General features: G+C 72.1%; 20 protein-coding genes and 6 pseudogenes. 17 read left to right on the top strand and 9 right to left on the bottom strand.

From position 1 onward, the window contains the following. Positions 1–44 precede the first annotated feature (44 nt). Positions 45–1250 carry a transaldolase gene (gene tal, locus KIF24_RS08545; protein ID WP_221083565.1) on the bottom strand — a complete coding sequence of 402 codons (1206 nt, stop codon included), beginning with the start codon at positions 1248–1250 and terminating at the stop codon, positions 45–47. Between the two features lie 18 nt (positions 1251–1268). Further along, entirely contained in the window at positions 1269–3407 is a 2139-nt protein-coding gene (gene tkt, locus KIF24_RS08550; protein ID WP_221083566.1) for a transketolase, read from the bottom strand. 302 nt (positions 3408–3709) lie between these two features. On the opposite strand from tkt, the gene KIF24_RS08555 reads away from it, so the two are divergent. The 3 genes from KIF24_RS08555 (at position 3710) to KIF24_RS08565 (ending at position 6199) form a co-directional block, all read left to right on the top strand. Further along, complete coding sequence (locus KIF24_RS08555; protein ID WP_221083567.1) at positions 3710–4666, top strand: heme o synthase; 957 nt, start codon at positions 3710–3712, stop codon at positions 4664–4666. A gap of 246 nt (positions 4667–4912) precedes the next feature. Further along, positions 4913–5248, top strand: coding sequence for a hypothetical protein (locus tag KIF24_RS08560; RefSeq protein WP_221083568.1), 336 nt, complete (start codon positions 4913–4915; stop codon positions 5246–5248). Positions 5249–5254: 6 nt separating this feature from the next. Further along, positions 5255–6199 (top strand): ATP-grasp domain-containing protein, encoded by a 945-nt coding sequence (locus KIF24_RS08565; RefSeq protein WP_221083569.1) that lies wholly within the window; start codon positions 5255–5257, stop codon positions 6197–6199. Here the strand turns inward: KIF24_RS08565 and KIF24_RS08570 are convergent, their stop codons facing one another. Beyond that, entirely contained in the window at positions 6200–7171 is a 972-nt protein-coding gene (locus tag KIF24_RS08570; RefSeq protein ID WP_221083570.1) for a COX15/CtaA family protein, read from the bottom strand. 98 nt (positions 7172–7269) lie between these two features. On the opposite strand from KIF24_RS08570, the gene KIF24_RS08575 reads away from it, so the two are divergent. The 10 genes and pseudogenes from KIF24_RS08575 (at position 7270) to KIF24_RS08620 (ending at position 15587) form a co-directional block, all read left to right on the top strand. Next, the gene (locus tag KIF24_RS08575; protein WP_221083571.1) at positions 7270–8073 is read left to right on the top strand and encodes a helix-turn-helix transcriptional regulator; all 804 of its coding nucleotides are present in this window, start codon (positions 7270–7272) and stop codon (positions 8071–8073) included. After that, a complete protein-coding gene (sufB, locus tag KIF24_RS08580) occupies positions 8070–9500 on the top strand; it encodes a Fe-S cluster assembly protein SufB (protein ID WP_221083572.1) in 1431 nt (476 codons plus the stop codon). Before KIF24_RS08575 ends, sufB begins: the two co-directional genes overlap by 4 nt. A gap of 90 nt (positions 9501–9590) precedes the next feature. Further along, positions 9591–10733, top strand: a complete 1143-nt coding sequence (gene sufD / locus KIF24_RS08585; protein ID WP_221083573.1) for a Fe-S cluster assembly protein SufD — start codon at positions 9591–9593, stop codon at positions 10731–10733. Further along, the gene (locus tag KIF24_RS08590) at positions 10733–11077 is read left to right on the top strand and encodes a non-heme iron oxygenase ferredoxin subunit (RefSeq protein WP_221083574.1); all 345 of its coding nucleotides are present in this window, start codon (positions 10733–10735) and stop codon (positions 11075–11077) included. The genes sufD and KIF24_RS08590 overlap by 1 nt, the downstream gene beginning before the upstream one ends. Next, positions 11077–11850 (top strand): Fe-S cluster assembly ATPase SufC, encoded by a 774-nt coding sequence (gene sufC / locus KIF24_RS08595; RefSeq protein WP_221083575.1) that lies wholly within the window; start codon positions 11077–11079, stop codon positions 11848–11850. The genes KIF24_RS08590 and sufC overlap by 1 nt, the downstream gene beginning before the upstream one ends. A gap of 26 nt (positions 11851–11876) precedes the next feature. After that, positions 11877–13181 carry a cysteine desulfurase gene (locus tag KIF24_RS08600; protein ID WP_221083576.1) on the top strand — a complete coding sequence of 435 codons (1305 nt, stop codon included), beginning with the start codon at positions 11877–11879 and terminating at the stop codon, positions 13179–13181. Positions 13182–13226: 45 nt separating this feature from the next. Next, the gene (gene sufU, locus KIF24_RS08605; RefSeq protein WP_221083577.1) at positions 13227–13703 is read left to right on the top strand and encodes a Fe-S cluster assembly sulfur transfer protein SufU; all 477 of its coding nucleotides are present in this window, start codon (positions 13227–13229) and stop codon (positions 13701–13703) included. Further along, positions 13700–14118, top strand: a pseudogene (locus tag KIF24_RS08610) (metal-sulfur cluster assembly factor). The gene sufU and the pseudogene KIF24_RS08610 overlap by 4 nt, the downstream one beginning before the upstream one ends. 97 nt (positions 14119–14215) lie before the next feature. Continuing rightward, a pseudogene (locus tag KIF24_RS08615) lies at positions 14216–14910 on the top strand (LysE family transporter). A 31-nt stretch (positions 14911–14941) separates the two neighbouring features. Further along, positions 14942–15587 (top strand): annotated as a pseudogene (locus tag KIF24_RS08620) (acVLRF1 family peptidyl-tRNA hydrolase). 35 nt (positions 15588–15622) lie between these two features. Here KIF24_RS08620 and ypfJ read toward each other — a convergent pair. Next, positions 15623–16183, bottom strand: a pseudogene (gene ypfJ / locus KIF24_RS08625) (KPN_02809 family neutral zinc metallopeptidase); the annotation flags it as partial. A 318-nt stretch (positions 16184–16501) separates the two neighbouring features. On the opposite strand from ypfJ, the gene KIF24_RS08630 reads away from it, so the two are divergent. From KIF24_RS08630 to KIF24_RS08645, 4 genes are all read left to right on the top strand, one after another. Continuing rightward, the gene (locus KIF24_RS08630) at positions 16502–18106 is read left to right on the top strand and encodes an ABC-F family ATP-binding cassette domain-containing protein (protein WP_221083578.1); all 1605 of its coding nucleotides are present in this window, start codon (positions 16502–16504) and stop codon (positions 18104–18106) included. Positions 18107–18252: 146 nt separating this feature from the next. After that, positions 18253–18480 (top strand): helix-turn-helix domain-containing protein, encoded by a 228-nt coding sequence (locus KIF24_RS08635; protein ID WP_007072022.1) that lies wholly within the window; start codon positions 18253–18255, stop codon positions 18478–18480. Between the two features lie 61 nt (positions 18481–18541). Next, positions 18542–19309 carry an enoyl-CoA hydratase/isomerase family protein gene (locus KIF24_RS08640; RefSeq protein WP_221083579.1) on the top strand — a complete coding sequence of 256 codons (768 nt, stop codon included), beginning with the start codon at positions 18542–18544 and terminating at the stop codon, positions 19307–19309. Between the two features lie 112 nt (positions 19310–19421). Beyond that, positions 19422–21398 (top strand): ABC transporter ATP-binding protein, encoded by a 1977-nt coding sequence (locus KIF24_RS08645; protein WP_221087250.1) that lies wholly within the window; start codon positions 19422–19424, stop codon positions 21396–21398. A 37-nt stretch (positions 21399–21435) separates the two neighbouring features. Here KIF24_RS08645 and mug read toward each other — a convergent pair whose 3' ends face one another. The 5 genes and pseudogenes from mug to KIF24_RS08670 form a co-directional block, all read right to left on the bottom strand. Next, positions 21436–21906, bottom strand: a complete 471-nt coding sequence (gene mug / locus KIF24_RS08650; RefSeq protein ID WP_407939903.1) for a G/U mismatch-specific DNA glycosylase — start codon at positions 21904–21906, stop codon at positions 21436–21438. A 139-nt stretch (positions 21907–22045) separates the two neighbouring features. After that, positions 22046–22806, bottom strand: a pseudogene (locus tag KIF24_RS08655) (SDR family oxidoreductase). Between the two features lie 58 nt (positions 22807–22864). After that, positions 22865–23361, bottom strand: a pseudogene (locus KIF24_RS32390) (hypothetical protein). After that, complete coding sequence (locus tag KIF24_RS08665) at positions 23358–24176, bottom strand: DUF692 domain-containing protein (protein ID WP_221083580.1); 819 nt, start codon at positions 24174–24176, stop codon at positions 23358–23360. Before KIF24_RS08665 ends, KIF24_RS32390 begins: the two are co-directional and overlap by 4 nt. Beyond that, positions 24173–25108 (bottom strand): TIGR04222 domain-containing membrane protein, encoded by a 936-nt coding sequence (locus tag KIF24_RS08670; RefSeq protein ID WP_221083581.1) that lies wholly within the window; start codon positions 25106–25108, stop codon positions 24173–24175. The genes KIF24_RS08665 and KIF24_RS08670 overlap by 4 nt, the downstream gene beginning before the upstream one ends. Between the last annotated feature and the right edge of the window lie 109 nt (positions 25109–25217).

The raw sequence follows: 25217 nt of genomic DNA on the forward strand, positions 1-25217 counted from the left end.
CCACCCCGGGCGGGCGGCGGTGTGGGTGATGCCGGGACGCACCGTCACGCATTCCCTCCGGCCCGTGCGGCGGCGTCGGCGTTGCTCCGGGCCGCGTCGCCCGGGTTGCCGCTGCCCTGTCCGGCGGCGGCCAGCGACTTGCGTACGCCGTCGAGCAACTCGTGCCAGCTCGCCTCGAACTTCTGCACGCCCTCACGCTCCAGCGTGTCGATCACGTCGGCCAGGTCCACGCCCACCGAGGCGAGGCCCGCGAAGACCTCCCGGGCGTCGTCGTAGGCGCCGGTGACGGTGTCGGGGCGGGTCTCGCCGTGCTCCGCGTACGCGTGGATGACCGGTTCCGGCATGGTGTTCACCGTGCCGGGGGCGATCAGCTCCTCGACGTAGATCACGTCGCGGTAGTCCGGGTTCTTGGTCGAGGTGGAGGCCCACAGCGGTCGCTGCGGGTGCGCCCCGGCGTCGGCCAGCGACTGCCAGCGGTCGGTGGAGAAGACCTCGCTGTAGCGCTCGTAGGCCAACTGGGCGTTGGCGACGGCGGCGCGTCCCCTGAGTGCCAGCGCACGCTCTTTGCCCGCGCTGTCGGAAGCCTCGCCGGCTATCCGATCCAATCGCTTGTCCACCTCGCTGTCGACCCGGGAGACGAAGAACGAGGCCACCGAGCCGATCGTGCTCAGGTCGTGGCCGTTGGCCTTCGCCTGCTCCAGGCCGGCCAGGAACGCCTCCATCACCTGCGAGTAGCGGTCCAGGCCGAAGATGAGCGTGACGTTGACGCTGATCCCCTCGGCGAGGGTGGCGGTGATCGCCGGCAGGCCGGCCTCGGTCGCCGGGATCTTGATGAACAGGTTCGGCCGGTCGACCAGCCACCACAGCGCCTTGGCCTCGGCCACCGTGCGCTGCGACTCGTGGGCCAGTCGCGGGTCCACCTCGATGGAGACCCGGCCGTCGACGCCCGCGCTGGCGTCGTACGACGGGCGCATCACGTCGCAGGCCCACCGCACGTCGTACGTGGTGAGCATGCGGACGGCCTCTTCGACGTCGACGCCCCGGGCGGCCAGGTCCCGTAGTTGCCAGTCGTACTCGTCGGCGTCGCTCAACGCCTTGGCGAAGATCGTCGGGTTGGTGGTCACCCCGACCACGTGCTTCTCCCGGCGCAGCTGGTCCAGCCCGCCGGAGGACAGTCGTACCCGAGAAAGATCGTCGAGCCAGACCGCCACTCCCGCGGCGGAAAGCTCGCCCAGCCTGTCGGTCGTCATGTGCGCCAAACGCTCCCCTCAGTTGCCGGTCGTGAAACCGGTGATGTCGCCGACCCGGGTCAGCGCCGCGTGCGCGGCGGCGACGATCCGGTCGGGCGTGAAGCCGAACTGCTCGAAGAGCACGGAGTGCGGGGCACTCGCGCCGTAGTGCTCCAGGCTGACGCTCTCGCCGCAGTCGCCGACGATCCCGCGCCAGGACATCGCGATGCCCGCCTCCACGCTCACCCGGGCCTTTACCCCGCGCGGCAGCACCGACTCCCGGTACGCCTCGTCCTGCTCGAAGAACCACTCCTGGCAGGGCATCGAGACGACCCGGGTGGGCGTGCCGTCGGCCTCCAGCCGCTCCCGGGCGGTCAGGCAGAGCTGCACCTCGGAACCGGTGCCGACAATGATCACCTGCGGCTTGCCGTTGGACGCCTCGGCCAGCACGTAGCCGCCCTTGGCGACCCCGCCGGCCCCGGCGAGCTGCGCGCGGTCCAGCGTCGGCAGCGGCTGCCGGCTCAGCGCCAACGCGGTCGGCCGGTCGGTGTGCTCCAGCGCCTGCCGCCACGCCCACACGGTCTCGTTGGCGTCGGCCGGGCGGACCACGTCCAGGCCGGGGATGGCCCGCAGCGCGCTCAGCTGCTCCACCGGCTGGTGGGTCGGGCCGTCCTCGCCGAGGCCGATGGAGTCGTGGGTCCAGACGTAGACCACCGGCAGCTTCATCAGCGCGGCCAGTCGCACCGAGGGGCGCATGTAGTCGCTGAACACCAGGAAGGTGCCGCCGTACGGGCGGGTGCCGCCGTGCAGGGCGATGCCGTTGAGGATCGCGCCCATGGCGTGCTCGCGGATGCCGAAGTGCAGCGTGCGGCCGTACTCGTGGCCGGGGAACTCCTTGGTGGCGTACTGGCTGGGGACGAAGGACGGCTCGCCCTTCATCGTGGTGTTGTTGCTCTCGGCCAGGTCGGCCGAGCCGCCCCACAGCTCCGGCAGCACCGGCGCGAGCGCGGCCAGCACCTTGCCGGAGGCGGCGCGGGTGGCGATGCCCTTGGCGTCGGCGGGGAACTCCGGCAACGCGTCGGTCCAACCCTCGGGCAGGATCCGACCGGCCAGCCGGTCGTAGAACGCCCGGCGTTCCGGGTGGGCCTTGGACCAGGAGTCGAAGGCGGTCGTCCAGGCCCGCTGCGCGGCCTCGCCCCGGCTCAGCGTGGCTCGGGTGTGGGCCAGGACCTCCTCGCTGACCTCGAACGAACCGGCCGGGTCGAAGCCGAGGATCTCCTTGGTGGCGGCCACCTCGTCGGCGCCCAACGCCGAGCCGTGGATCTTGCCGGTGTTCTGCTTGTTCGGTGCCGGCCAGCCGATGATGGTGCGTAGCGCGATGAACGAGGGGCGGCCGGTCTCGGCCCTGGCGGCCAGCAACGCGTGGTACAGCTCGTCGACGTTCTCGTGGTAGTCGCCCCGCTCGGCGTCCCCGCGCCGCCAGTCGACCGTCTGCACGTGCCAGCCGTACGCGGCGTAGCGGGCCGCCACGTCCTCGCTCAACGCGATCCGGGTGTCGTCCTCGATCGAGATCTCGTTGTCGTCGTAGAGCACGCAGAGGTTGCCCAGCTGCTGGTGCGCGGCCAGGGCGCTGGCCTCGTGGCTGATGCCCTCCTCCATGTCACCGTCGGAGGCGATGCACCAGATGTGGTGGTCGAAGGCCGACTCGCCGGCCTCGGCCTCCGGGTCGAACAGGCCGCGTTCGCGTCGCGCCGCCATCGCCATGCCGACGGCGTTGCCCAGACCCTGACCGAGCGGGCCGGTGGTGGTCTCCACGCCGGGGGTGTGCCCGTGCTCGGGGTGACCAGGGGTGAGTGAGCCCCACTGCCGCAGCGCCTTCAGATCTCCCAGGTTGAGCGGGTATCCGGCGAGGAAGAGCTGGATGTAGAGGGTCAGGCTGGTGTGACCGGCGGAGAGCACGAAGCGGTCCCGTCCGGGCCAGTTCGGATCTGCCGGGTTGTGCCGCATGACCCGGTTGAACAGCAGGTACGCCGCGGGGGCGAGGCTCATCGCGGTGCCCGGGTGGCCATTGCCGGATTTCTCCACGGCATCCATGGCCAGCACGCGGACGGTGTCCACGGCACGGCGGTCGAGGTCGGACCAGTCAAGTGCGGGGTGCGCGGGTCGGTTGGCAGCCACGGTGGTTTGTGCTCCTCGGCGAGATGGGCGGAACCCTCACTGGTGACCCTATCGAGCGTTCCTAAACGTGCGCCCGAGGATCTCAGCATGCTGGCCCGTACGTTTCCGGCCGGCGCACCGGTTCAGCCACCGCCGGCCGGACCCGGCTCGGCCGTGGCCGAGCCGCCGGTGTGCCGGCTCGCACCGTTGCCGGGTCGCCCGGGCAGCCAAAACGACAGCGCGTAGTGTGTGGGGCGGTGTGTGGACCCGACTCGGATCCCGCCGACCTGATCTCCCCTGCCGACGCCGGAAGGTGGCAATCCGTGAGCATGATCACCGAGCGCCCCGTCAGTGGTCCTGCCGGGGATCCGCCGGTGCGCACGGCGCAGGGGAGCCCGGTCCGCCGCCGCGATCCGCGGGCGGTGGTGGCGGCGTACGTGGCGTTGACCAAGCCGCGGATCGTCGAGCTGCTGCTGGTGACCACGGTGCCGGCGATGATGCTCGCGCACGGCGGGATGCCCTCGCTGTGGCTGGTCGCGGTGGTGCTGGTCGGCGGCTCGCTCGCGGCGGGTGCGGCCAGCGTGCTCAACTGCTACATCGACCGCGACATCGACCAGTTGATGCGGCGGACGAAGCGGCGCCCGCTGCCGACGCACACCGTGACACCCCGTAACGCGCTGACCTTCGGCCTGGTGCTCGCGGCGATCTCGATCACCCTGATGGCGGCCTTCACCAACCTGCTCGCCACCGGGCTCACGCTGGCCGCGATCGTCTACTACGACGTCGTCTACACGCTGTGGCTCAAGCGCACGACGGCGGCGAACACCTTCTGGGGCGGCGCCTGTGGGGCCGCGCCGGTGCTGATCGGTTGGGCGGCGGTGACCGGCTCGCTGTCGCCGGTGGCGTGGGCGCTGTTCGGAGTGGTCTTCTTCTGGCAGATGCCGCACTTCTATCCGCTGGCGATGAAGTACAAGGACGACTACGCCCGGGCCGGCATCCCGATGCTGCCCGTGGTGGCCTCGATCCGGCGGGTCAACGCCGAGATCGTGCTCTTCGCCTGGCTGACGGTGCTCACCTCGCTGGCCGTCTGGGCGCTCGGGCTGAGCCCGGTCTACGGCGTACCGACGCTGGTGGTGGGTGCGATCTTCCTGGTCGAGGCGCACCGGCTCGCGGCACGGGCCGCTCGGGGCGAGCCGGTCAAGCCGATGCGGCTGTTCCACTGGTCGACGACGTACCTGACCATCGTCTTCGCCGCCGCCGCGCTCGACGCGCTGCTCTGATGGGGTAGACCGGGACCGATACGTTGTTGTCCGGTTTGTCGTCACATCTTCATGCACCGAGGGATGAGTCTCATCCGCTCGACGGTGGTCCGGTTGATGGCGTTCTGCCGTGTCGCTTCGCCAGCTTTCGTCCGGATAAATGCGCGCGAAACGCCTTTGGTCTTCCTTAAACCCGGGGGTAATCGGTATCACAAAAGGTTCACTGTTCTCGCACGTTCGAGTGCATGTCTGCTTAGGCTTCGCGTTATGGAAGATGGTTCCGATACGACGCTGACGGCCGAACAGACCGCCGCCGCGCAGGCCCCCAACGGCCTCGTCGCGGGCATCAAGTCGTTCGCCGCCGGGCACGGTGGGGCGAAGGCGGTCATCGAGTACGTCGGCAAGCGCGGCGCACGCATCGTCCTCGTGGGTTCCGACGGCGTGTGGGGCGACCAGTTCGCCGAGGACACGGTGACGGCCCGGGAGGCCTGCGCGCAGGCCGGAGTGGCCGTGGAGAACGCCTGGGAGCGCGAACTGATGGACCAGATGCGGCCCAGCAACGACCTCTGGCGCTCGATGGCCCGCCGGACGATGGCGCGCTGAGATAAATTGACCGACCACCACCAGCCGACCCGGGGGAAACCCCGGGTCGCTCTCGTCACCTGTGCCCAACTGGCCGATCTCGACCCGGACGACCGTCTCGTCGTCGCCCCGTTGGCCGCGCGCGGGATCGCCGCCGAACCCGTCGTCTGGGACGACCCGGCCGTCGACTGGACCGGATACGACCTGGCCGTGCTCCGTTCGCCCTGGGACTACATGTCCCGCCGCGACGAGTTCGTCGACTGGGCGGGCCGGGTGCCCCGATTGGTCAACCCGGCCGACGTGGTGCGCTGGAACACCGACAAGCGCTACCTCGACGAGCTCTCCGCCGCCGGGGTGCCGACGGTGCCCACCGGCTGGGTGCTGCCCGGCGCGCCGTGGCAGCCGCCCGCCGACCGGGGCGAGTACGTCGTCAAGCCGGCCGTCAGCGCCGGTAGCCAGGACACCGGCCGTTATGACCTGGCCGACCCGCGGCACCGGGAGCTGGCGCTGGCCCACGTACGCCGGCTCGGCGCGGCCGGCCGGGTGGCCATGGTCCAGCCCTACCTGACCGCCGTCGACACCGTCGGTGAGACCGCGCTGCTCTTCGTCGCCGGCCCGGACGGCCTGGCCTTCAGCCACGCCATCCGCAAGGGTCCGATGCTGACCGGGCCGGACGAGGGTGTCGAAGGGCTCTACCGGGCCGAGGAGATCACCGCCCGGACGGCGCAGCCGGCACAGCTGGCAGTCGCGGCGCGGACCCTCGCGGCGGTGCCCGGTGGCCGGGACCGCCTGCTCTACGCCCGGGTGGACCTGATCCCCGGACCCGACGGCGCACCCGTGCTGGTGGAACTGGAGTTGACCGAGCCCTCGCTGTTCCTCGGGCACGCCGACGGCGCACCCGACCGCCTTGCCGACGCCGTCGTCACCCACCTGTCCCGCGGCGGCACATCCTGGTCGGGCAGCGAGTCGTGATCAGGCAACGAGTGACGTGGCACGCTCTCCCGCCACGGCGGTGCCGGCCGGCGCGGCCGGTGCCGGGCGGCGTTCGCGGATCGACCAGAACACGGCCAGGGTGGCGAGCCAGACGAGGCAGGCACCGAGCATGTGCACGCCGACCAGCAGCGCCGGCAGGTTCGTGAAGTACTGCAGGAAGCCGATCACACCCTGGCCCAGTTCCACCAGCAGCAGCGTCAGCGCGGCTCGGACGGCGCGTGCGGGTGCGCCGACCGCGCGCAGGCCCAGCCAGAGGCCGACGGTCAGGCCGACGAGCAGGAAGACGAGGTCGGCGTGGATCTGGGAGATCGCCTGCGGGTCGAGGCCGTTGCGGACCGCGTCGGCGTCACCGGCATGCGGTCCACTGCCCGTCACCGCGACCCCGACGATGATCACCGCTGCGCTGGCCACCACGGTGGTCCAGGTCAGGGCCCGCAGCGCCGGCGGTACCAGGCCGACCTTCGGGCCGTCCGGCTCGCCCGTCCGGCGCCACAGGGCGTACGCGGCGAGCAGCAGCAGCATCGAGACCACGAAGTGGATGCCCACGATCGAGGGGTGTAGTTGGGTGCGGACGGTGATCCCGCCGATCACGGCCTGCGCCACGATGCCGAGGACGACGGCCAGTGCGAGCGGCACCACACCGCGCCGACGCGGGCGGTGGGCCAGCGCGGCCAGCAGCGTGGCGCCCGCGATCAGCACCAGCACGAACGTGAGCAGGCGGTTGCCGAACTCGATCGCCCCGTGCACGCCCATCTCGGCGGTGGCGGTGTACGACCCGTCGGTGCACCGGGGCCAGGTGGGGCAGCCGAGGCCGGAGGCGGTCAGCCGGACCGCCCCGCCGGTGACGACGATCACCGCGTTCGCGACGATGTTGGCGTACGCCAGCCGGCGCAGCAGGGCGGTGGAGACCGGGAACCGGGCGGGTCGCTTCACGAAGCGAATCCTACGCATCGTAGTTGTCACCGTTCGGGTGACTCCGCCGCCCCGGTGGCTCGGATCACCGCACCCCGCGTTTGCAGGCCCTGGTTGAATTACGTAACGTGGGCGTTGTGAAAAAGGCGGCGGGGTTCACCGAGCACCAGCCGGCGGCCGGTACGGCTGCCGGGCGGTCGCTGCCGGCCACCCACGTCGGCCCGGTCCCGCCGGCCCCACCGGCCACCCAGGTCACGCCCGAGCTGTCAACCCGGGACCGGGTCGCCCAGCTGCTGCTGGAGTGCCGCGCCGCCACCGCCGCCCAGTTGGGCGACGCGCTGGGGCTCAGCCCGGCGGCGATCCGCCGGCACCTCGACGCGATGCTCGCCGACGGCGACGTCGTCGCCCGTGAGCAGACCGTACGCGGCCACCGCGGGCGGGGTCGACCGGCCAAGGTGTTCCTGCTGACCGACGCCGCCCGCAGCCGGTGCGGCACCCATCACTACGACAACATGGCCACCGCCGCGCTGCGCTGGATCGCCCGCACCGGCGGCTCCCCGGCGGTGGAGAAGTTCGCCGCCGAGCAGGTGGCCGCCCTGGAGGCCCGCTGCCGGGCCGCGCTGGCCGACGCCGGCGACGATCCGATGGCCCGCGCCGAGGCACTCGCCGCGGCGCTGACCGCCGAGGGATACGCTGCCAGTGCGTCCACGATCGCTTCCGGCGGCCAGCTCTGCCAGCACCACTGCCCGGTGGCGCACGTGGCCGCCGAGTTCCCCCAGCTGTGCGAGGCCGAGACCACGGTGATCTCCCGCCTGGTCGGCACCCACGTGCAGCGCCTGGCCACCATCGCGCACGGCGACGGGGTGTGCACCACGCACATTCCCGGTCCGCCCCGCGCCCAGTCCGGTATGACCGTCACCACTGTGAGGACAGATAGATGACCGAGCAGATCGTCCAGCCCCTGACCCAGGAGGAGCAGCTCGCCGCCCTGGGCAACTACGAGTACGGCTGGGCCGACTCCGACGTCGCCGGGGCGGTCGCCCAGCGCGGCCTCAACGAGGCGGTGGTGCGGGACATCTCGGCCAAGAAGAACGAGCCGGCCTGGATGCTCGACCTGCGCCTGAAGGGCCTGCGGCTGTTCGAGCGCAAGCCGATGCCGGCCTGGGGCGCCGACCTCACCGGGATCGACTTCGACAACATCAAGTACTTCGTCCGCTCCACCGAGAAGCAGGCCGCCAGCTGGGAGGACCTGCCCGAGGACATCAAGAACACCTACGACAAGCTGGGCATCCCGGAGGCGGAGAAGCAGCGTCTCGTCGCCGGTGTCGCCGCCCAGTACGAGTCCGAGGTGGTCTACCACAAGATCCGTGAGGACCTTGAGGAGCAGGGCGTCCTCTTCCTGGACACGGACACCGCGCTCAGGGAGTACGAGGACGTCTTCAAGGAGTACTTCGGCACGGTCATTCCGGTCGGTGACAACAAGTTCGCCGCGCTGAACACGTCCGTCTGGTCCGGCGGCTCGTTCATCTACGTGCCGAAGGGCGTGCAGGTGGAGATCCCGCTGCAGGCGTACTTCCGGATCAACACGGAGAACATGGGCCAGTTCGAGCGGACGCTGATCGTCGTCGACGAGGGCGCGTACGTGCACTACGTCGAGGGCTGCACCGCACCCATCTACTCCTCGGACTCACTGCACAGCGCCGTGGTGGAGATCGTCGTCAAGAAGAACGCCCGGTGCCGCTACACGACCATCCAGAACTGGTCGAACAACGTCTACAACCTGGTCACCAAGCGCGCCGTGTGCCACGAGGGCGCGACCATGGAGTGGATCGACGGCAACATCGGCTCCAAGGTGACCATGAAGTACCCGGCCGTGTACATGACCGGCGAGCACGCCAAGGGCGAGGTGCTCTCGGTGGCCATGGCCGGCGAGGGGCAGCACCAGGACGCCGGCGCCAAGATGGTGCACGCGGCGCCGCACACCAGCAGCACCATCGTGTCGAAGTCGATCGCCCGTGGTGGTGGCCGCACCTCGTACCGCGGTCTGGTGCAGGTGCTGGAGGGCTCCACCAACAGCCGGAGCACGGTCAAGTGCGACGCGCTGCTGGTCGACACCATCTCCCGCTCCGACACCTACCCCTACGTCGACATCCGTGAGGACGACGTGTCGATGGGGCACGAGGCCACCGTCTCCAAGGTCAGCGATGACCAGCTCTTCTACCTGATGAGCCGGGGCCTGAGTGAGGACGAGGCGATGGCGATGATCGTGCGCGGCTTCATCGAGCCGATCGCCAAGGAACTGCCCATGGAGTACGCCCTGGAGCTCAACCGCCTGATCGAGCTGCAGATGGAGGGCGCGGTCGGCTGACGCCGTCCACGTCGCGGCGGGCCGTGCCCGGCCCTCCGGTCCGCCTCTGGTTCAACTGACACCGTCGTCGCAGACACAAGCAAGGAAGAGATGACTACCCAGGCTTCCGCGCCGCCCAGCACCAAGTCGCAGGCGCTGCGCTCGTACGACGTCACCGACTTTCCGGCCCTGACGGGGCTGGAGGAGGAGTGGCGCTTCACCCCGCTCAAGCGGCTGCGCGGGCTGGTCGGCGACGACCCGACCGCCACCGGCACGGTCCGGCACGAGTACGCCGACCTGCCCGAGGGCGTGTCCGTCGAGCGGATCGGCGCCGACGACCCGCGGGTGGGCAGCGTCCTCACCCCGTTCGACCGGGTCAGCGCGCTGGCGTACGGCGGGGCGGGGCAGGCGCTGCTGATCCGGGTGGCGCAGGATGCCGTGGTCAGCGGGCCGGCGCTGGTGCGGGTCGTCGGCGAGGGCGCCGACGGCCTGGCCTTCGGGCACACCCTGGTGCAGGTGGAGCGGTTCGCCGAGGTGATCCTGGTGCTGGAGCACGTCGGCTCGACGACCCTGGCCGACAACATCGAGGTGACGGTGGGTGACGGGGCGAAGCTGACCCTGGTCACGGTCTCCGACTGGGCCGACGACGCGGTGCAGGCGCAGCACCTGAAGGTGCGGCTGGGCCGCGACGCGCGGGTGCGGCACGTCCAGGTCACCCTCGGCGGCGACCTGGTCCGCCAGCACACCACCGTCGAGTACACCGACCGCGGCGGCGAGGCCGAGCTGTACGGCCTCTACTTCGCCGACTCCGGCCAGCACCTGGAGCACCGCCAGCTGGTCGACCACGCCGTGCCGGACTGCCGCAGCTACGTCGGCTACCGGGGCGCGTTGCAGGGGGACAGCGCCCACACCGTCTGGGTCGGCGACGTGCTGATCCGGGCCGAGGCGACCGGCACCGACACGTACGAGATCAACCGGAACCTGCTGCTCACCGATGGCGCGCGGGCCGACTCCGTGCCCAACCTGGAGATCGAGACCGGCGAGATCGCCGGCGCCGGCCACGCGAGCGCCACCGGTCGCTTCGACGACGAGCAGCTGTTCTACCTGATGTCCCGGGGCGTCTCGGAGCCTGAGGCCCGCCGGCTGGTGGTGCGCGGCTTCTTCGCCGAGTTGCTGAACAAGATCCCGGTGGAGCCCCTGCGCGAGCGCCTGGGGGACGCTATCGAGGCTCGGCTGGCGAAGGCGGGCGCCTGATGATCCGCGTCTGCGCCACCGAGGACGTCCCGAAGGGCACCGCGATCAGCGCGGACGTCGACGGCACCCAGATCGCGGTGGTGCACGCCGACGACGGCACGTTCCACGCCGTGTACGACGAGTGCTCGCACGCCGCCGTGGCCCTCTCCGAGGGCGAGGTGGACGGCTGCACGCTGGAGTGCTGGCTGCACGGCTCCCGCTTCGACCTGCGCACCGGCGACCCCACCGGGCTGCCCGCCACCGAACCCGTTCCCGTCTATCCCGTCGAGGTCCGCGACGGCGACATCTACCTTCCCGTGGGCGCCGACGGCCGCCCGATGCCGAGCAATGGAGTGACCCGATAATGAGCACCCTGGAGATCCGTGACCTGCAGGTGTCGGTCAAGCTGCCCGAGGGTGAGCTCAAGCCGATCCTGCACGGTGTCGACCTGACCGTGCGCGCGGGGGAGACCCACGCGATCATGGGCCCGAACGGCTCCGGCAAGTCGACCCTGGCGTACTCGATCGCCGGTCACCCGAAGTACGAGATCACCGGCGGCGAGGTGACCCTGGACGGCGAGGACGTGCTCTCCATGTCCGTCGACGAGCGGGCCCGTGCCGGCCTGTTCCTGGCCATGCAGTACCCGGTCGAGGTGCCCGGCGTCTCGGTGGCGAACTTCCTGCGTACCGCCAAGACCGCCATCGACGGCGAGGCGCCGAAGCTGCGCACCTGGGGCGGCGAGCTGCGCGGTGCCATGGAGCGCCTGCACATGGACCCGGCCTTCGCCCAGCGCAACGTCAACGAGGGCTTCTCCGGCGGTGAGAAGAAGCGGCACGAGATCGTGCAGCTGGAGCTGCTCAAGCCGAAGGTGGCCATCCTCGACGAGACCGACTCGGGTCTCGACGTGGACGCGCTGCGGGTGGTGAGTGAGGGCGTGAACCGGGTGCGCGACACCGGCGAGACGGGTCTGCTGCTGATCACCCACTACACCCGGATCCTGCGTTACATCAAGCCCGACTTCGTGCACGTCTTCGTCGCCGGCCGGATCGTCGAGCAGGGCGGCCCGGAGCTGGCCGACAAGCTCGAGGAATCCGGCTACGAGCGGTACGCGGCCGGGGCCGGTTCGGCGCGGGCCTGATCCCGAAGGAAGGGCCGGTCACCACGATGTCCACAATCGCGATCCCGTCGGGGATGCCGCAGTACGACGACGTGCCCCGCTACGACGTGGCGGCGGTACGCGCCGACTTCCCGATCCTGACTCGGGAGATCAACGGGCATCCGCTGGTCTACCTCGACAGCGCGAACACCTCGCACAAGCCGCGCCAGGTGCTCGACGCGCTGACCGAGCACTACGCCCGGCACAACGCCAACGTGTCCCGCTCGGTGCACACGCTGGGCACCGAGGCCACCGAGGCATACGAGGGGGCCCGCGCGAAGGTCGCCGCGTTCGTCAACGCGCCCGGTGTCGACGAGGTGGTCTTCACCAAGAACTCCACCGAGGCGATCAACATCGTGGCGTACGCGTTCTCCAACGCCTCGCTGCGCGCGGACGCCGACCCTCGGTTCCGGCTGGGGCCGGGTGACGAGATCGTCATCTCCGAGATGGAGCACCACTCGAACATCGTCCCGTGGCAGTTGCTGGCCGAGCGGACCGGCGCGACACTGCGCTGGTTCCCGGTCACCGACAACGGCCGGTTGGACGAGTCCGGGCTGACGGACCTGGTCAACGAGCGGACGAAGATCGTCTCGCTGGTGCACATGTCCAACATCCTCGGCACGGTCAACGCCACCGCGCGGATCACCGCGCGGGTCCGCGAGGTCGGGGCGCTGCTGCTGCTCGACTGCTCGCAGTCGGTGCCGCACATGCCGATCGACGTGGTGGACCTGGACGCCGACTTCATCGTCTTCACCGGGCACAAGATGTGCGGCCCGACCGGCATCGGGGTGCTGTGGGGGCGGGCCGGGTTGCTGGCCGCGATGCCGCCGGTGTTCGGCGGCGGCTCGATGATCGAGACGGTGGCGATGGGCGGCTCGACCTACGCCGCGCCGCCGGCCCGCTTCGAGGCGGGCACCCCGCCGATCGCCGAGGCGGTCGCGCTCGGCGCGGCCGTGGACTACCTCACCGGCATCGGTATGCGAGCGGTCCAGTGGCACGAGAAGCGGCTCACCGCGTACGCGCTGGACGCCCTGGGCAGCGTGCCCGGGCTGCGGATCTTCGGCCCGGAGGTGCCGGTCGGCCGGGGCGGCACGATCTCCTTCGCCCTCGGCGACGTGCACCCGCACGACGTGGGCCAGGTGCTCGACTCCCTCGGCGTGCAGGTGCGGGTGGGTCACCACTGTGCCCGGCCGGTCTGCACCCGCTTCGGGGTGCCGGCGACGACCCGGGCCTCGTTCTACCTCTACACCACCACCGAGGAGATCGACGCCCTGGTGGCGGGCCTGGAGCAGGTGCGAAAGGTGTTCCGATGAGTCGGGCGACGCAGGAGTCCGGCGAATCGACGGGAGTTCAGCCTGATGCAGCTTGAGTCTCTTTACCAGGAGATCATCCTGGACCACTACAAGCACCCGCACGGCCGTGGCCTGCGGGACGCCGCAGACCCCGCCGACCGGGTGGGCGAGGCGCACCACGTCAACCCGACCTGCGGGGACGAGGTGACCGTCCGGGTCGCCACCGACGGCGAGGTGCTGCACGACGTGTCGTACGACGGCATGGGCTGCTCGATCAGCCAGGCATCGGCGAGCGTGCTGCACGAACTGCTGGTCGGCCGGGACGCGGACCAGGCGTACCGGGTGCACGAGGCGTTCGTGACGTTGATGTCCGGCCGTGGTCAGGTCACGCCGGACGAGGAGGTGCTCGGTGACGGGGTGGCGTTCGAGGGCGTGGCCCGCTATCCCGCCCGGGTCAAGTGCGCGCTGTTGCCGTGGATGGCGTTCAAGGACGCCGCGGCACGCGCCGGTGTGGGCGCGAGCCCGACGGAGGTGAAGGCATGAGCGACGAGACCAGCACGCCGGAGACGGGCGCGGTGGCGACCGACGGCACGACCACGCCGGCGGCCGGGGTGCGGCGTCGGCCGGCGGCGGCCGGGCCGCCCTGGCCGACGTCGAGGAGGCGATGAAGGACGTCGTCGACCCGGAACTGGGCATCAACGTGGTCGACCTGGGCCTGGTGTACGGAGTGCACGTCGACGACGAGAACGTGGCCACCCTGGACATGACGCTGACCTCGGCGGCCTGCCCGCTCACCGACGTGATCGAGGACCAGACGCGCCAGGCGCTGACCACCGGTCCGGGTGGCGGCCTGGTCAACGACATCCGGATCAACTGGGTCTGGCTGCCCCCGTGGGGGCCCGACAAGATCACTGACGAGGGTCGCGACCAGCTCCGCTCCCTCGGCTTCAACGTCTGACCGCCCCGCCGGGACCGCGCTCGGTGCGGTGGCGCCCTGATATTCCGTGGCGCAGCCGCACCGGGCCGGGGCCCGCCTCGATCCACCTTCGACCCTCGTGACCGGTGCGTTCCTCGCCGGCCTGGTCGCCGGTTACGGGGTGGCCATCCCGGTCGGCGCGATCGCCGTGCTCATCCTCGGGCTCAGCGCGCGTACGTCGTTCCGGGTCGGCGCCGCCGCTGCGCTCGGCGTTGCCACCGCCGACGGGATCTACGCCGGTGCCGCGGCACTCGGCGGCGCGGTGGTCGCCGGCTGGCTCACCCGCTCGCCGGGCCGCTGCGGCTGGTCGCCGCCGCGGTGCTGCTCGCCCTCGCCGCACACGGGGCGTGGCGGGCGCTGCGCGTGCCCGGCCGGGCACGCCGGCGCACGGCCGGCGCCGGGACGCGACCCGGCAACGGACCCGCGTGGCGCGGCCTGGCGCGATCCGGTACCCGGCCCGCGCGGCGTGGGTTGGACACACCGGGCCGGGCGTTCGCCGGGATCCTCGCGCTGACCCTGCTCAACCCGGCCACCGTCGTCTACTTCACGGCGTTGGTGCTCGGCCGCGGCGACCTGGGCGGCTCGGGGACGGCAGCCGGGGCGATCTTCACGCTCGGCGCGTTCGTCGCCTCGGCCAGCTGGCAGCTGCTGGTCGCCGGAGGCGGCTCGGTGATCGGGCGGGTGCTCACCAGCGACCGCGGCCGGCTGGTCACCGCCCTGCTGTCCAGCGCCATCATCAGCGTGCTCGCCGTCGGGATGCTCCTCGGCGGATGACTGGGACACCGCGTGCCGTACGGTCGGTGGCATGAACAGCCGACCCGCCGCCGGGGGCGGCCGGTGGGTCGAGGTCGATCCGGCCCGGATCAGCCGCTGGGTCGACGGTTTCGCCGACCGGCACGGCCCGCCCACCAGCACCGTCCAGGAGTACGGCCTGCTGCTGGCCGCCCCGACGGCGCCACCGCCGAGCTGCACCTGCCGCCCGGCGCGCCGCCCACCACCGACCTGGCGGCCTTCGTGGCGGCGGCGACCGCCCCCGCCGGATCGGTCTGCTGCTCGCCCGCAAGGGTGCGGTGGCGGTGGGCGTCGCCGAGGGGGAGCGGCTGCCGGTGCACAAGGTGGACACCCGGTACGTGCAGGGCCGTACCGCCGCCGGCGGCTGGTCCCAGCAGCGCTTCGCCCGCCGCCGGGACAACCAGGCGAAGGCGGCGCTGGCCGACGCGGCGGACCTCGCCGTACGCCTGTTGCTGCCGGCCGCCGACCGGCTGGACGCGTTGGTCGCGGGCGGCGACCGGCGGGCCGTGGACACGGTGCTGGCCGACCGCCGGCTCGCGCCCCTGGCCGCGCTGCGCGCCGGGCGGCTGCTGGACGTGCCCGAGCCCAGGCATGCGGTGCTGATGGCCGCGGTCGCCGCGGCCCGGGCCGTGCACGTCCTGGTCCGCGACCCCGCCTGATCGACCCGCCGGACGAGAGCGACTTGCCCGCCGGGTCAGATCGCGCCGCTGAAGGTGTCGCAGGAGGCCGGGTCGCCGGTCTCGTAGCCGCGGTTGAACCACCGCTTCCGGTCGGCGGACGAGCCGTGGGTGAACTCGTCGGGACTCACCGGCCGGTTGGCACGCTCGGAGCTGGCGTCGTCGCCGATCGCCTCGGCGGTGTTGATGGCTTCGGCGATGTCCTGCTCGGTGATGCTGGTGAAGATCTTCTGACCGCTCTCGTCGGCGGTGCCGGTGGCGTTGCGGGCCCAGGCTCCCGCATAGCAGTCGGCCTGCAACTCCAGGCGTACCGACAGGTCGTTGGCGTTGCCCGGGTCGCGCTGCTGCTGGCGGCGGACCTGTTCGTTGGTGCCGAGCAGGTTCTGCACGTGGTGACCGTACTCGTGGGCCAGCACGTACGGCTGGGCGAACTCGCCTTCCGCGCCCAGTTGCTCGGCGAGCACCTGGTAGAAGGTGAGATCGAGGTAGACCAGCGAGTCGGCCGGGCAGTAGAACGGGCCGACACCGGAGTCGGCCTGGCCGCAGTCGGTGTTCACCGCCTGGCTGAAGAAGACGGTCCCGGGACGCCCAGCCCGCCGCCTCCGCCGCCGCCTCGCCGGTCCTCGACCTGGCTGGTGTCGATCCGCGCGTTCTCGTTCAGCTCCATGGTGACCCCGATCAGTCGGTGGCTCGCGGGCCGGAACCGGTCGTCGGCGATCCGGTACCCGACGATCTTGGTCGGTAATCCGTGGAGGGCTCCGCCCGGCGCCCGGTACACTTGATCCCGTGCTGCTCTGCGAAGGCTGAACGCCCCGCGCCGACGGGTCAGGAGGATCCGCCGGCGCTTTCGTGTGCCCTGAGTCAGCCCTCCGGATCCCGAGAGCGAGTGCCTTGAAATGATCACTGCCAGCGGCCTGGAACTGCGCGCCGGCGCCCGGATCCTGCTGTCCGACACGACGCTGCGGGTGCAGCCGGGTGACCGGATCGGCCTGGTCGGCCGCAACGGCGCCGGCAAGACCACCACCCTGAAGGTCCTCGCCGGCGAGGGGCAGCCGTACGCCGGGCAGATCGACCGGCGCAGCGCCGTCGGCTACCTCCCGCAGGATCCGCGTACCGGTGACCTGGACGTCACCGGCCGGGACCGGGTGCTCTCCGCCCGGGGCCTGGACGCGCTGATGGCCGGGATGAAGGAGCTGGAGGAGCAGCTGGCCGACGGCGGCGACGAGCGCCTGGTCCGGCGCTACGGCGCGCTTGAGGACCAGTTCGCCGCCCTCGGCGGGTACGCCGCCGAGGCCGAGGCGGCCCGGATCTGCGCCAACCTGGGTCTGCCCGACCGGGCCCTGGCACAGACCATCGGCACCCTCTCCGGCGGGCAGCGCCGGCGTATCGAGCTGGCCCGGATCCTGTTCCGGGACGCCGGCGAGAACGGCGGCGGCATCCTGCTGCTCGACGAGCCGACCAACCACCTCGACGCCGACTCGATCACCTGGTTGCGCGGTTTCCTCGCCAACCACAAGGGCGGGCTGGTGGTGATCTCGCACGACGGCTCGCTGCTGGAGTCGGTGGTCAACAAGGTCTGGTTCCTGGACGCCACCCGGTCGGTGGTCGACGCCTACAACCTGGGCTGGAAGGCGTACCTGGAGGCACGGGAGACCGACGAGCGGCGCCGGCGCCGGGAGCGGGCCAACGCCGAGAAGAAGGCCGGCGCGCTGATGGCCCAGGCCGACAAGATGCGGGCCAAGGCCACCAAGACGGTCGCCGCGCAGAACATGGCCCGCCGCGCCGAGCGGTTGGTCTCCGGCCTGGAGGAGGTACGGGTCGCCGACAAGGTGGCCAAGGTGCGCTTCCCCGCGCCGGCTCCCTGCGGCAAGACGCCGCTGACCGCGAGCGGCCTGTCCAAGTCGTACGGCTCGCTGGAGATCTTCACCGACGTGGACGTGGCGGTGGACCGGGGATCCCGGGTGGCCATCCTCGGGCTCAACGGTGCCGGCAAGACGACGCTGCTGCGGATGCTCGGCGGCCTGCTGGCGCCGGACACCGGCGAGGTGCGTCCCGGTCACGGACTGCGACTGGGTTACTACGCTCAGGAGCACGAGACGCTGGACGTCGAGCGGACCGTGCTGGAGAACATGCGGGCCGCCTCGATCGAGCAGACCGACACCGAGCTGCGCAAGATCCTGGGTGCCTTCCTCTTCTCCGGCGACGACGTGGACAAGCCCGCCGGGGTGCTCTCCGGCGGGGAGAAGACCCGGCTGGCGCTGGCCACCCTGGTCTGCTCGGGCGCCAACGTGCTGCTGCTGGACGAGCCGACCAACAACCTGGACCCGGTCAGCCGGGAGCAGGTGCTCGACGCCATCGCCCGCTACCCCGGCGCGATCGTCCTGGTCACCCACGACTCGGGCGCGGTCCTCGCGCTCAAGCCGGACCGGGCGATCCTGCTGCCCGACGGCGACGAGGACGCCTGGAGCGACGATCTGCTCGAACTGGTGGAGCTGGCCTGAGCCGCACCGGGCGTCACCTATCGGGAAGCCGACACTGCATAGCGTGTCGGTTGGCGAATAGTTGATATCTGGCGCATGATCGTTCGAGACGGTCTAATAGGTGGGACCGTATCCGAACCGCACAGTCTGGGACGTGAGGACACAGCATGGCAGCCACTGGCACAGCCACCAGCACTGAGAAGGGTCGCCGGATCGTCGGAGCCGAGCGTCAGACGCTCGCCAAGGACCTCGTCAAGCGGTACACCGGGGGCGAGAGCATCCGGGCGCTCGCGGCCTCGACCGGTCGATCCTACGGGTTCATCCACCGGGTGCTCACCGAGTCGGGGGTGCAGCTGCGGCAGCGCGGCGGCGCTCGGCGCCGCAAGAAGGCGTGACCCGCCCGTCAGCGTCGTCCAGCACCAACACCAGCGCCACCACCGCGACCCGGGCCGCCCGGTGACCGCCGAGGCGACCGGGGTCCGGCTGGAATGCGACGGGCCGGTTGCGACGGTCACCCTGTGCCGGCCCGACGTGCTCAACGCCCAGACCTCCGCGATGTGGCGCGCGATGAGCGACTTCTCCCGGGAGCTTCCCGGTGACGTGCGCGTCGTCGTGGTGCGCGGCGAGGGGCGGGCTTTCTCCGCCGGTCTCGACCTGTCGGTGGCCGGCGCCTCCGGGCCCGGCTCCTTCGCCGAGCTGACCACCCTGCCCGAGCCGGAGTGCGCCGACCGGATCGCCCACTACCAAGCGGGTTTCACCTGGCTGCACCGGCCGGACGTCATCTCCGTCGCGGCGGTGCAGGGGCATGCCATCGGTGCCGGTTTCCAACTCGCGCTCGCCTGTGACCTGCGGGTGCTGGCCGAGGACGCGACGTTCTCCATGGCCGAGGTCACGCTGGGTCTGGTGCCGGATCTGGCCGGCACCAAGCGCCTGGTGGAGCTGGTCGGCTACGCCCGCGCGTTGGAGATCTGCACCACCGGCCGGCGGATGGACGCCGCCGAGGCCGACCGGATCGGCCTGGCCACCCTCGTCGTGCCCGGCGCCGAGCTGGACCCGGCGGTGCGGGATCTCACCGCCGGGCTGCTCGCCCCCGACCGCGACGCGGTGGTGGAGATCAAGGCGCTGCTCGCCGGCGCCGCCGGGCGCACCCACGCCGAGCAGCAGCGGGCCGAGCGGGAGGCGCAGACCCGACGGCTGCGGGATCTCGCGGGCCGGGGAGATTAGTAAGGACCGTTCGGGAAGATCCGGGTTACTCGCGAGGTTGTCGTAGTCATCGGGAGAATTGACCCGACGGCGTTCGATGTCCTGCGACCCGGAGGTGAGTGTGTCCAACCCGATGGCCGCCGGCGGCATGGGCGGTTGGAGCATGCTCCGGTCCATGCGCAACCAGGACGAGGTCTCCACCCACCGGTTGAAACGGGGCGTCGCCCGACGGATCGTGGCCTTCGCCCACCCCTACCGGCGGGACATCGCCATCTTCCTGGTCACCGTGGTCGTCGCCGCGGTGATCGGGGTGGCCACCCCGCTGCTCGCCGGCGACGTGATCGACGCGATCACCCGGAGCGAGCCCGATGCCGGCGCCGTGGTGATCCGGCTGGCGGTGTTCATCGCCGGGCTGGCGGTCGCCGACGCGCTGCTCTCCCTCGCCCAACGGTGGTATTCGGCGCGCATCGGCGAGGGCATCATCCTCGACCTGCGCACCCGGGTCTACGACCACGTGCAGCGGATGCCGCTGCAGTTCTTCACCCGCACCCAGACCGGTGCGCTGGTCAGCCGGCTCAACAACGACGTGATGGGTGCCCAGCGGGCCTTCACCTCGACGTTGTCCGGCGTGGTGAGCAACGTGATCCAGCTGGTGCTGACCGCTGCGGTGATGCTCACCCTCTCCTGGCAGATCACCGCGCTCTCCCTGGTGCTGCTGCCGGTGTTCATCATCCCGGCGCGGCGGGTCGGGCGGCGGCTGGCCGAGATCACCCGCGAGTCGTACGACCTCGACGCCAAGATGAACGCGACCATGACCGAGCGGTTCGGGGTCGCCGGCGCGCTGCTGGTGAAGTTGTTCGGCCGGCCGGACGCGGAGGCGGACCGCTTCGCCGCCCGTGCCGAGCGGGTGCGTGACATCGGCATCACCTCGGCGATGTACTCGCGGACCTTCTTCGTGGCGATGCTGCTGGTGGCCTCGCTGGCCCAGGCCCTGACCTACGGCCTGGGCGGCTGGCTGGCGGTCACCGGTGACGTCAGCGCCGGCACCGTGGTGACCCTCGCGTTGCTGCTCACCCGCCTCTACGGCCCACTGACCGCGCTGAGCAACGTCCGGGTGGACGTGATGAGCGCGTTGGTCTCGTTCGACCGGGTCTTCGAGGTGCTCGACCTGGAGCCGGGAATCAGGCAACGCCCCGGCGCGGTGCCGGTGCCCCGGGGCGCGGGGCGGGTCGAGTTCCGCGACGTGCGTTTCCGCTACCCGAGCGCCGCGGAGATCTCCCTCGCGTCGCTGGAGGAGGTCGCCGCGCTGGACCGTACGGTCAACGAGCCGGTGCTCAAGGGAGTGTCCTTCCGGGTCGAGCCCGGGCAGATGGTGGCCCTGGTCGGCCCCTCCGGTGCGGGCAAGTCGACGCTGTCCATGCTGATCTCCCGCATCTACGACGTCACCGACGGGCAGGTGCTGGTCGGCGGGGTCGACGTCCGCGACGCCACCCTCGACTCGCTGCGTGACGAGATCGGCGTGGTCACCCAGGACTCGCACCTGTTCCACGAGACCATCGCGGAGAATCTGCGCTACGCCAGGCCGGACGCCACCGACGACGAACTGTGGACGGCTCTCGCGGGCGCACAGGTCGCCGACCTGGTGCGTACCCTGCCCGATGGGCTGGAGACCACCGTGGGTGAGCGCGGATACCGCTTCTCCGGCGGCGAGAAGCAGCGCATCGCGATCGCCCGGCTGCTGCTCAAGGCGCCGTCGATCGTCATCCTCGACGAGGCGACCGCACACCTGGATTCGGAGAGCGAGGCGGCGGTGCAGCGGGCGCTGTCGGTGGCGCTGGCCGGCCGGACCGCGTTGGTGATCGCGCACCGGCTCTCCACCGTCCGCGACGCCGACCAGATCCTCGTCCTCGACGCCGGCCGCATCGTCGAGCGGGGCCGACACGACGAGCTGGTCGCCGTCGGCGGCCTCTACGCCGAGCTGTACCGCACCCAGTTCGCGGTGGCCGACTCGCCCGTCCCGTACGCCGACGCCACCGGCCCGGAACCGGTGGTCATCCCGAGCCGGGAATACATCGCCGACGAGGCCATGCCCCCGGCCACCGCCAACTGACCGGCCCTCCGGCGTGGACTCGGCCGCGCCGGCCCGTTCACTCCTGCCGGGTGGCCGCGCGGAGTTCGGCGAAGGCGACGCCGAGCGTCTGCGGGGTGTAGTGGGCGTTCAGGCCGCTGGGGTTGGGCAGCACCCAGAGCCGGGCACCGGCCAGCGGCTCCGGTTGCGGCCCGAATCCCGCCTTCGGCCGGGCGAAGCCGATCCGGTACGCGGTCACCCCGACCACGGCCACCCAGCGCGGACGGTACCGGGCCACCGTGTCGGTCAGCTCCCGTGCGCCGTCGACCAACTCGGCGGCGGCCAACTCGTCGGCGCGGGCGCTGGCCCGGGCGACCAGGTTGGTGATGCCCAGTCCGAGAGCCGGCAGCTCGTCCTGCTCGCTGGGGTGCAGCAGCCGTGGGGTGAAGCCGCCCCGGTGCAGCGCCGGCCAGAACCGGTTGCCGGGGCGGGCGAAGTGCCAGCCGGTGGCAGCGGACCACAGCCCCGGGTTGATTCCGACGAAGAGCACGTCCAGCCCGGTGGCGATGACATCCGGGAGGAACCTGTCGGCGGCGGCGGCCAGCTCCGCCCGACTCGGGCGTGGATTCGGTCGGGGGCCGTCGGGTCGCGGTCGGCCCGCCGGGCCCGGCTGGCGGGCGGCTCGGCGGTCACAGGCCGCGCAGCGCGCCGCCGTCGACCGGGACGGTGACGCCGGTGAGGTAGCTGGCGGCGGGGGAGAGCACGAACGCGGCGACCCGGCCGAACTCGGCCGGGTCGCCGATGCGACGCAGCGGGATGCCGGCCTCCGCCTCGGCCCGGGCCCGCTCGGGGTCGCCGGTGGCGGCGAAGAGTTCGCGGTTCCGGTCGGTCAGGATCCGTCCCGGCAGCAACCCGACCACCCGCACGCCGCGTGGGCCGTACTCGTCGGCGACGTCCTTGGCGACGCCGGCCAGGCCGGGCCGCAGCCCGTTGGAGATGCCCAACCCCGGTACCGGCCCGCGCGCCGAGGTGGAGAGCACCAGCGCGATCGCGCCGCCGTCGGGCAGCGCGGCGGCGATCGTCCGTACGACGCGCACGCTGCCCAGGAAGACGGTCTCGAAGGACTGCCGCCACTGCTCGTCGTCGACCGAGGCGGCGCTGCCCGGCGGTGGACCGCCCACGGAGACCAGCGCGCCGTCGACGCGGCCGAAGTGGCGCTGCGCGGCGGCCAGCAGCCGCTCGGGGTCGCCGGGTCGGCCAGGTCGGCGGTGATGCCGACAGCCCGGTCGGGTCCGCCGAGGCCGGCCGTGGCGGCGGCCACCGCGTCTTCGTGCCGGGCCGAGAGCACCACCCGGGCGCCGTCGGCCACCAGGCACGCAGCGGTGGCGTGGCCGAGCCCACGGGAGGCACCGGTGAGCACGTACACCCGATCGGTCAGTCCGAGATCCATGCCGATGATCCTGCCCCAGCCCCGCCGTCCGGAACAGCCGGCCGTCGGGCCGGGTGCGTCAGGGGCGGGCCGGGCGCAGCAGGCGTACCCGACCGGCGAGCTGGACGGCGACGGCACCGCCGGCCCGGCCGACGGCGGGGACCGGCGCGGGCGCGGCGGCTGCCGCCCGTCGTAGCGCAGGCCCGCCTCCCGGACGGCCAGCTCCTCGGCGCCCAGCGCCGGCAGCGCGTCGCGGGTGCGCAGCGTGCGGGCCAGGTCCCAGCCGTCGCGCAGCCCACCGGCGGTGGGCCGGTCCGCCGCCCACTCGATGCACACCTCCGGCCATGCGGACCCGAGCCCGGCGGCGAGCAGGGGCCAGTGCCGGGCGACCTCGCCGGCCCGCTTGCGCAGCAGCGCGGCGCGGGCGGCGGCCAGCGGTGCGGTGGCGAAGCCGGGCGGTGGCGCGCCGCCGGCCACCAACGCCGCCACCAGCCGTGCCTGCCGCTGCGCCAGCGATTCGGCCGCCGGTGCGGACCGGCCCACGGGTGCGCCGCCGCCGGCGCCGGTGGTGCTCACGTCACCACCGGGTATCCGCCGGCGGCGGCCACGGCGTCCAACTCGGCGCGCAGCTCGGCGGCCGGCGGATAGCGCCCGTCGCGCTCCAGCAGGGCCGCCGGCGGGCGGTGCCGGGCGCACAGCTCGGCGAGCAGCTCCAGCACCTCCTTCGGGACCGGATCGGTGTGCGTGTCGTGGTAGAAGCCGCCGTGCTCGGCACCGCCGGCGACGTGCAGGTACGCCACCCGGTCCAGTGGCAACCGGTCCAGCAGCGCGAGCGGGTCGGTGCCCCGGTTGCGGGCGTTGGCGTGCACGTTGGCGATGTCGAGCAGCAGCAGCGCGCCGGTACGCTCCAGGATCTCGCCCAGGAACGCCGCCTCGTCGAGTTCGTCGTCCGGCCAGTCGAACAGCGCGGCGATCGGCTCCAGCGCGATCGGCACCGGCAGTTCCGCCTGTGCCCGGGTGACGTTGGCGCAGATCGCGTCCACCGCCTCCCGGGTGCGCGGCAGCGGCAGCAGGTGTCCGGCCTCCAGGCCGCCGGCCCGGACGAACGCGATGTGCTCGCTGACCAGCGGGGCCGCCAGCAGCTCGGCGACCGCCGCCAGGTGGGCCACCCGGACCGCCTCGACCGGCTCCGCGCCGCCGAGGGAGAGCCGCACCCCGTGCGGTACCACGGCGACGCCCCGCTCCCGCAGCTCGACCAGCCCCTCCGGTGCCGGGCCGGCGGTCGGCACGGTTTCGGCGACCACCTCGACGAAGCGCAGGCCGGGCAGTTCCGCGACGAAACCGGCGATCTCCGGCCGCCAGCCGATGCCCACCCCCGACGGGCCGGTCATCCGCCGCACCCGCCACCGCCGCCGCAGCCGCCACCACCACCGCCACCATCGCCGCCACCGCCGCAGCCGCCGCTCGATCCCGCGGTGCTGCCGCCGCCACAGCTGCCGGTGTAGCTCGCCCCGCCACCGGTCGCGGCCTGGCGCTGGATCTCGGCCTGCTGGGCGAACGTCGGGTCCAGCGCCCAGATCGTGGCGGTGCCGTAGAGGGCGACCGCCATCGCCGCGCCCGCCGCGCCGTAGGTGGGGTACGCCGGGTTCGAGGCGGGTGCGAGGTGCCGGTGGCGCTGGCGCAGGGTCCGCAACGCGGCCTCGGCCGCTCGGGTGCGCCGGGGCACCCGGACGAACAGCACCGTGGTCACCACCGCGAGTGCGCACACGGTGAGTACGAGGTACCAGACCGGGCGGCCGTTGGCCAGGCCGGCGAGGATCCGGGCGAGACCGAGGGCCAGTAGCGCGACCAGCAGCAGCGGACCGTGACGCAGCGCCGCCCGTCGGTCCGGACCGACCGCCAGGCCCCGCTGGTCCAGCCCGTCGCGCAGCTCGGTGAGGGCGCGGTCGACCCACTCGGTGCGGCGCAGCGTGCGGGCGTCCGCCTGCTGGCTCGCCGCGTAGTGGATCGCCCGGTCGAGTGGGGTCGCCCTGGGCGGGAGCGGACCCTCGACCGTCAACCGGCGGCGTGACCCTATGCCGATCAGACCTTGGCTGCGCAGGGTGCCGAGGGAGGTCCAGACCGCGAAGTCGTCGCCGCCGTTGAGGTAGGCGACCTGCTGCGGGCTGAGCTGGTCGGCCGGGGGCGCGGACCGGCCGTCCAGCAACGCCCGGCGGCGGATCAGCACGGCGGCGACGGCGACCACCGTCACCAGCAGGTAGAACGTGATGAATGTGGGCCCGGGAATCCCCCAGGTGTCGAAATCTACCGCGAAACCCGTCATGGCCTGCTCCTGTCACGCGAGGGGAACGCGGCTTCATTGTGGAGCGGTGCTGCCAGCGGGCGGCCGTCCCGGTCGGCCAGTTATCTCGTCGTTACCTTCAGGCAGGTGA

Source organism: Micromonospora tarapacensis (genome assembly GCF_019697375.1).
Classification (GTDB): Bacteria; Actinomycetota; Actinomycetes; order Mycobacteriales; family Micromonosporaceae; genus Micromonospora; species Micromonospora tarapacensis.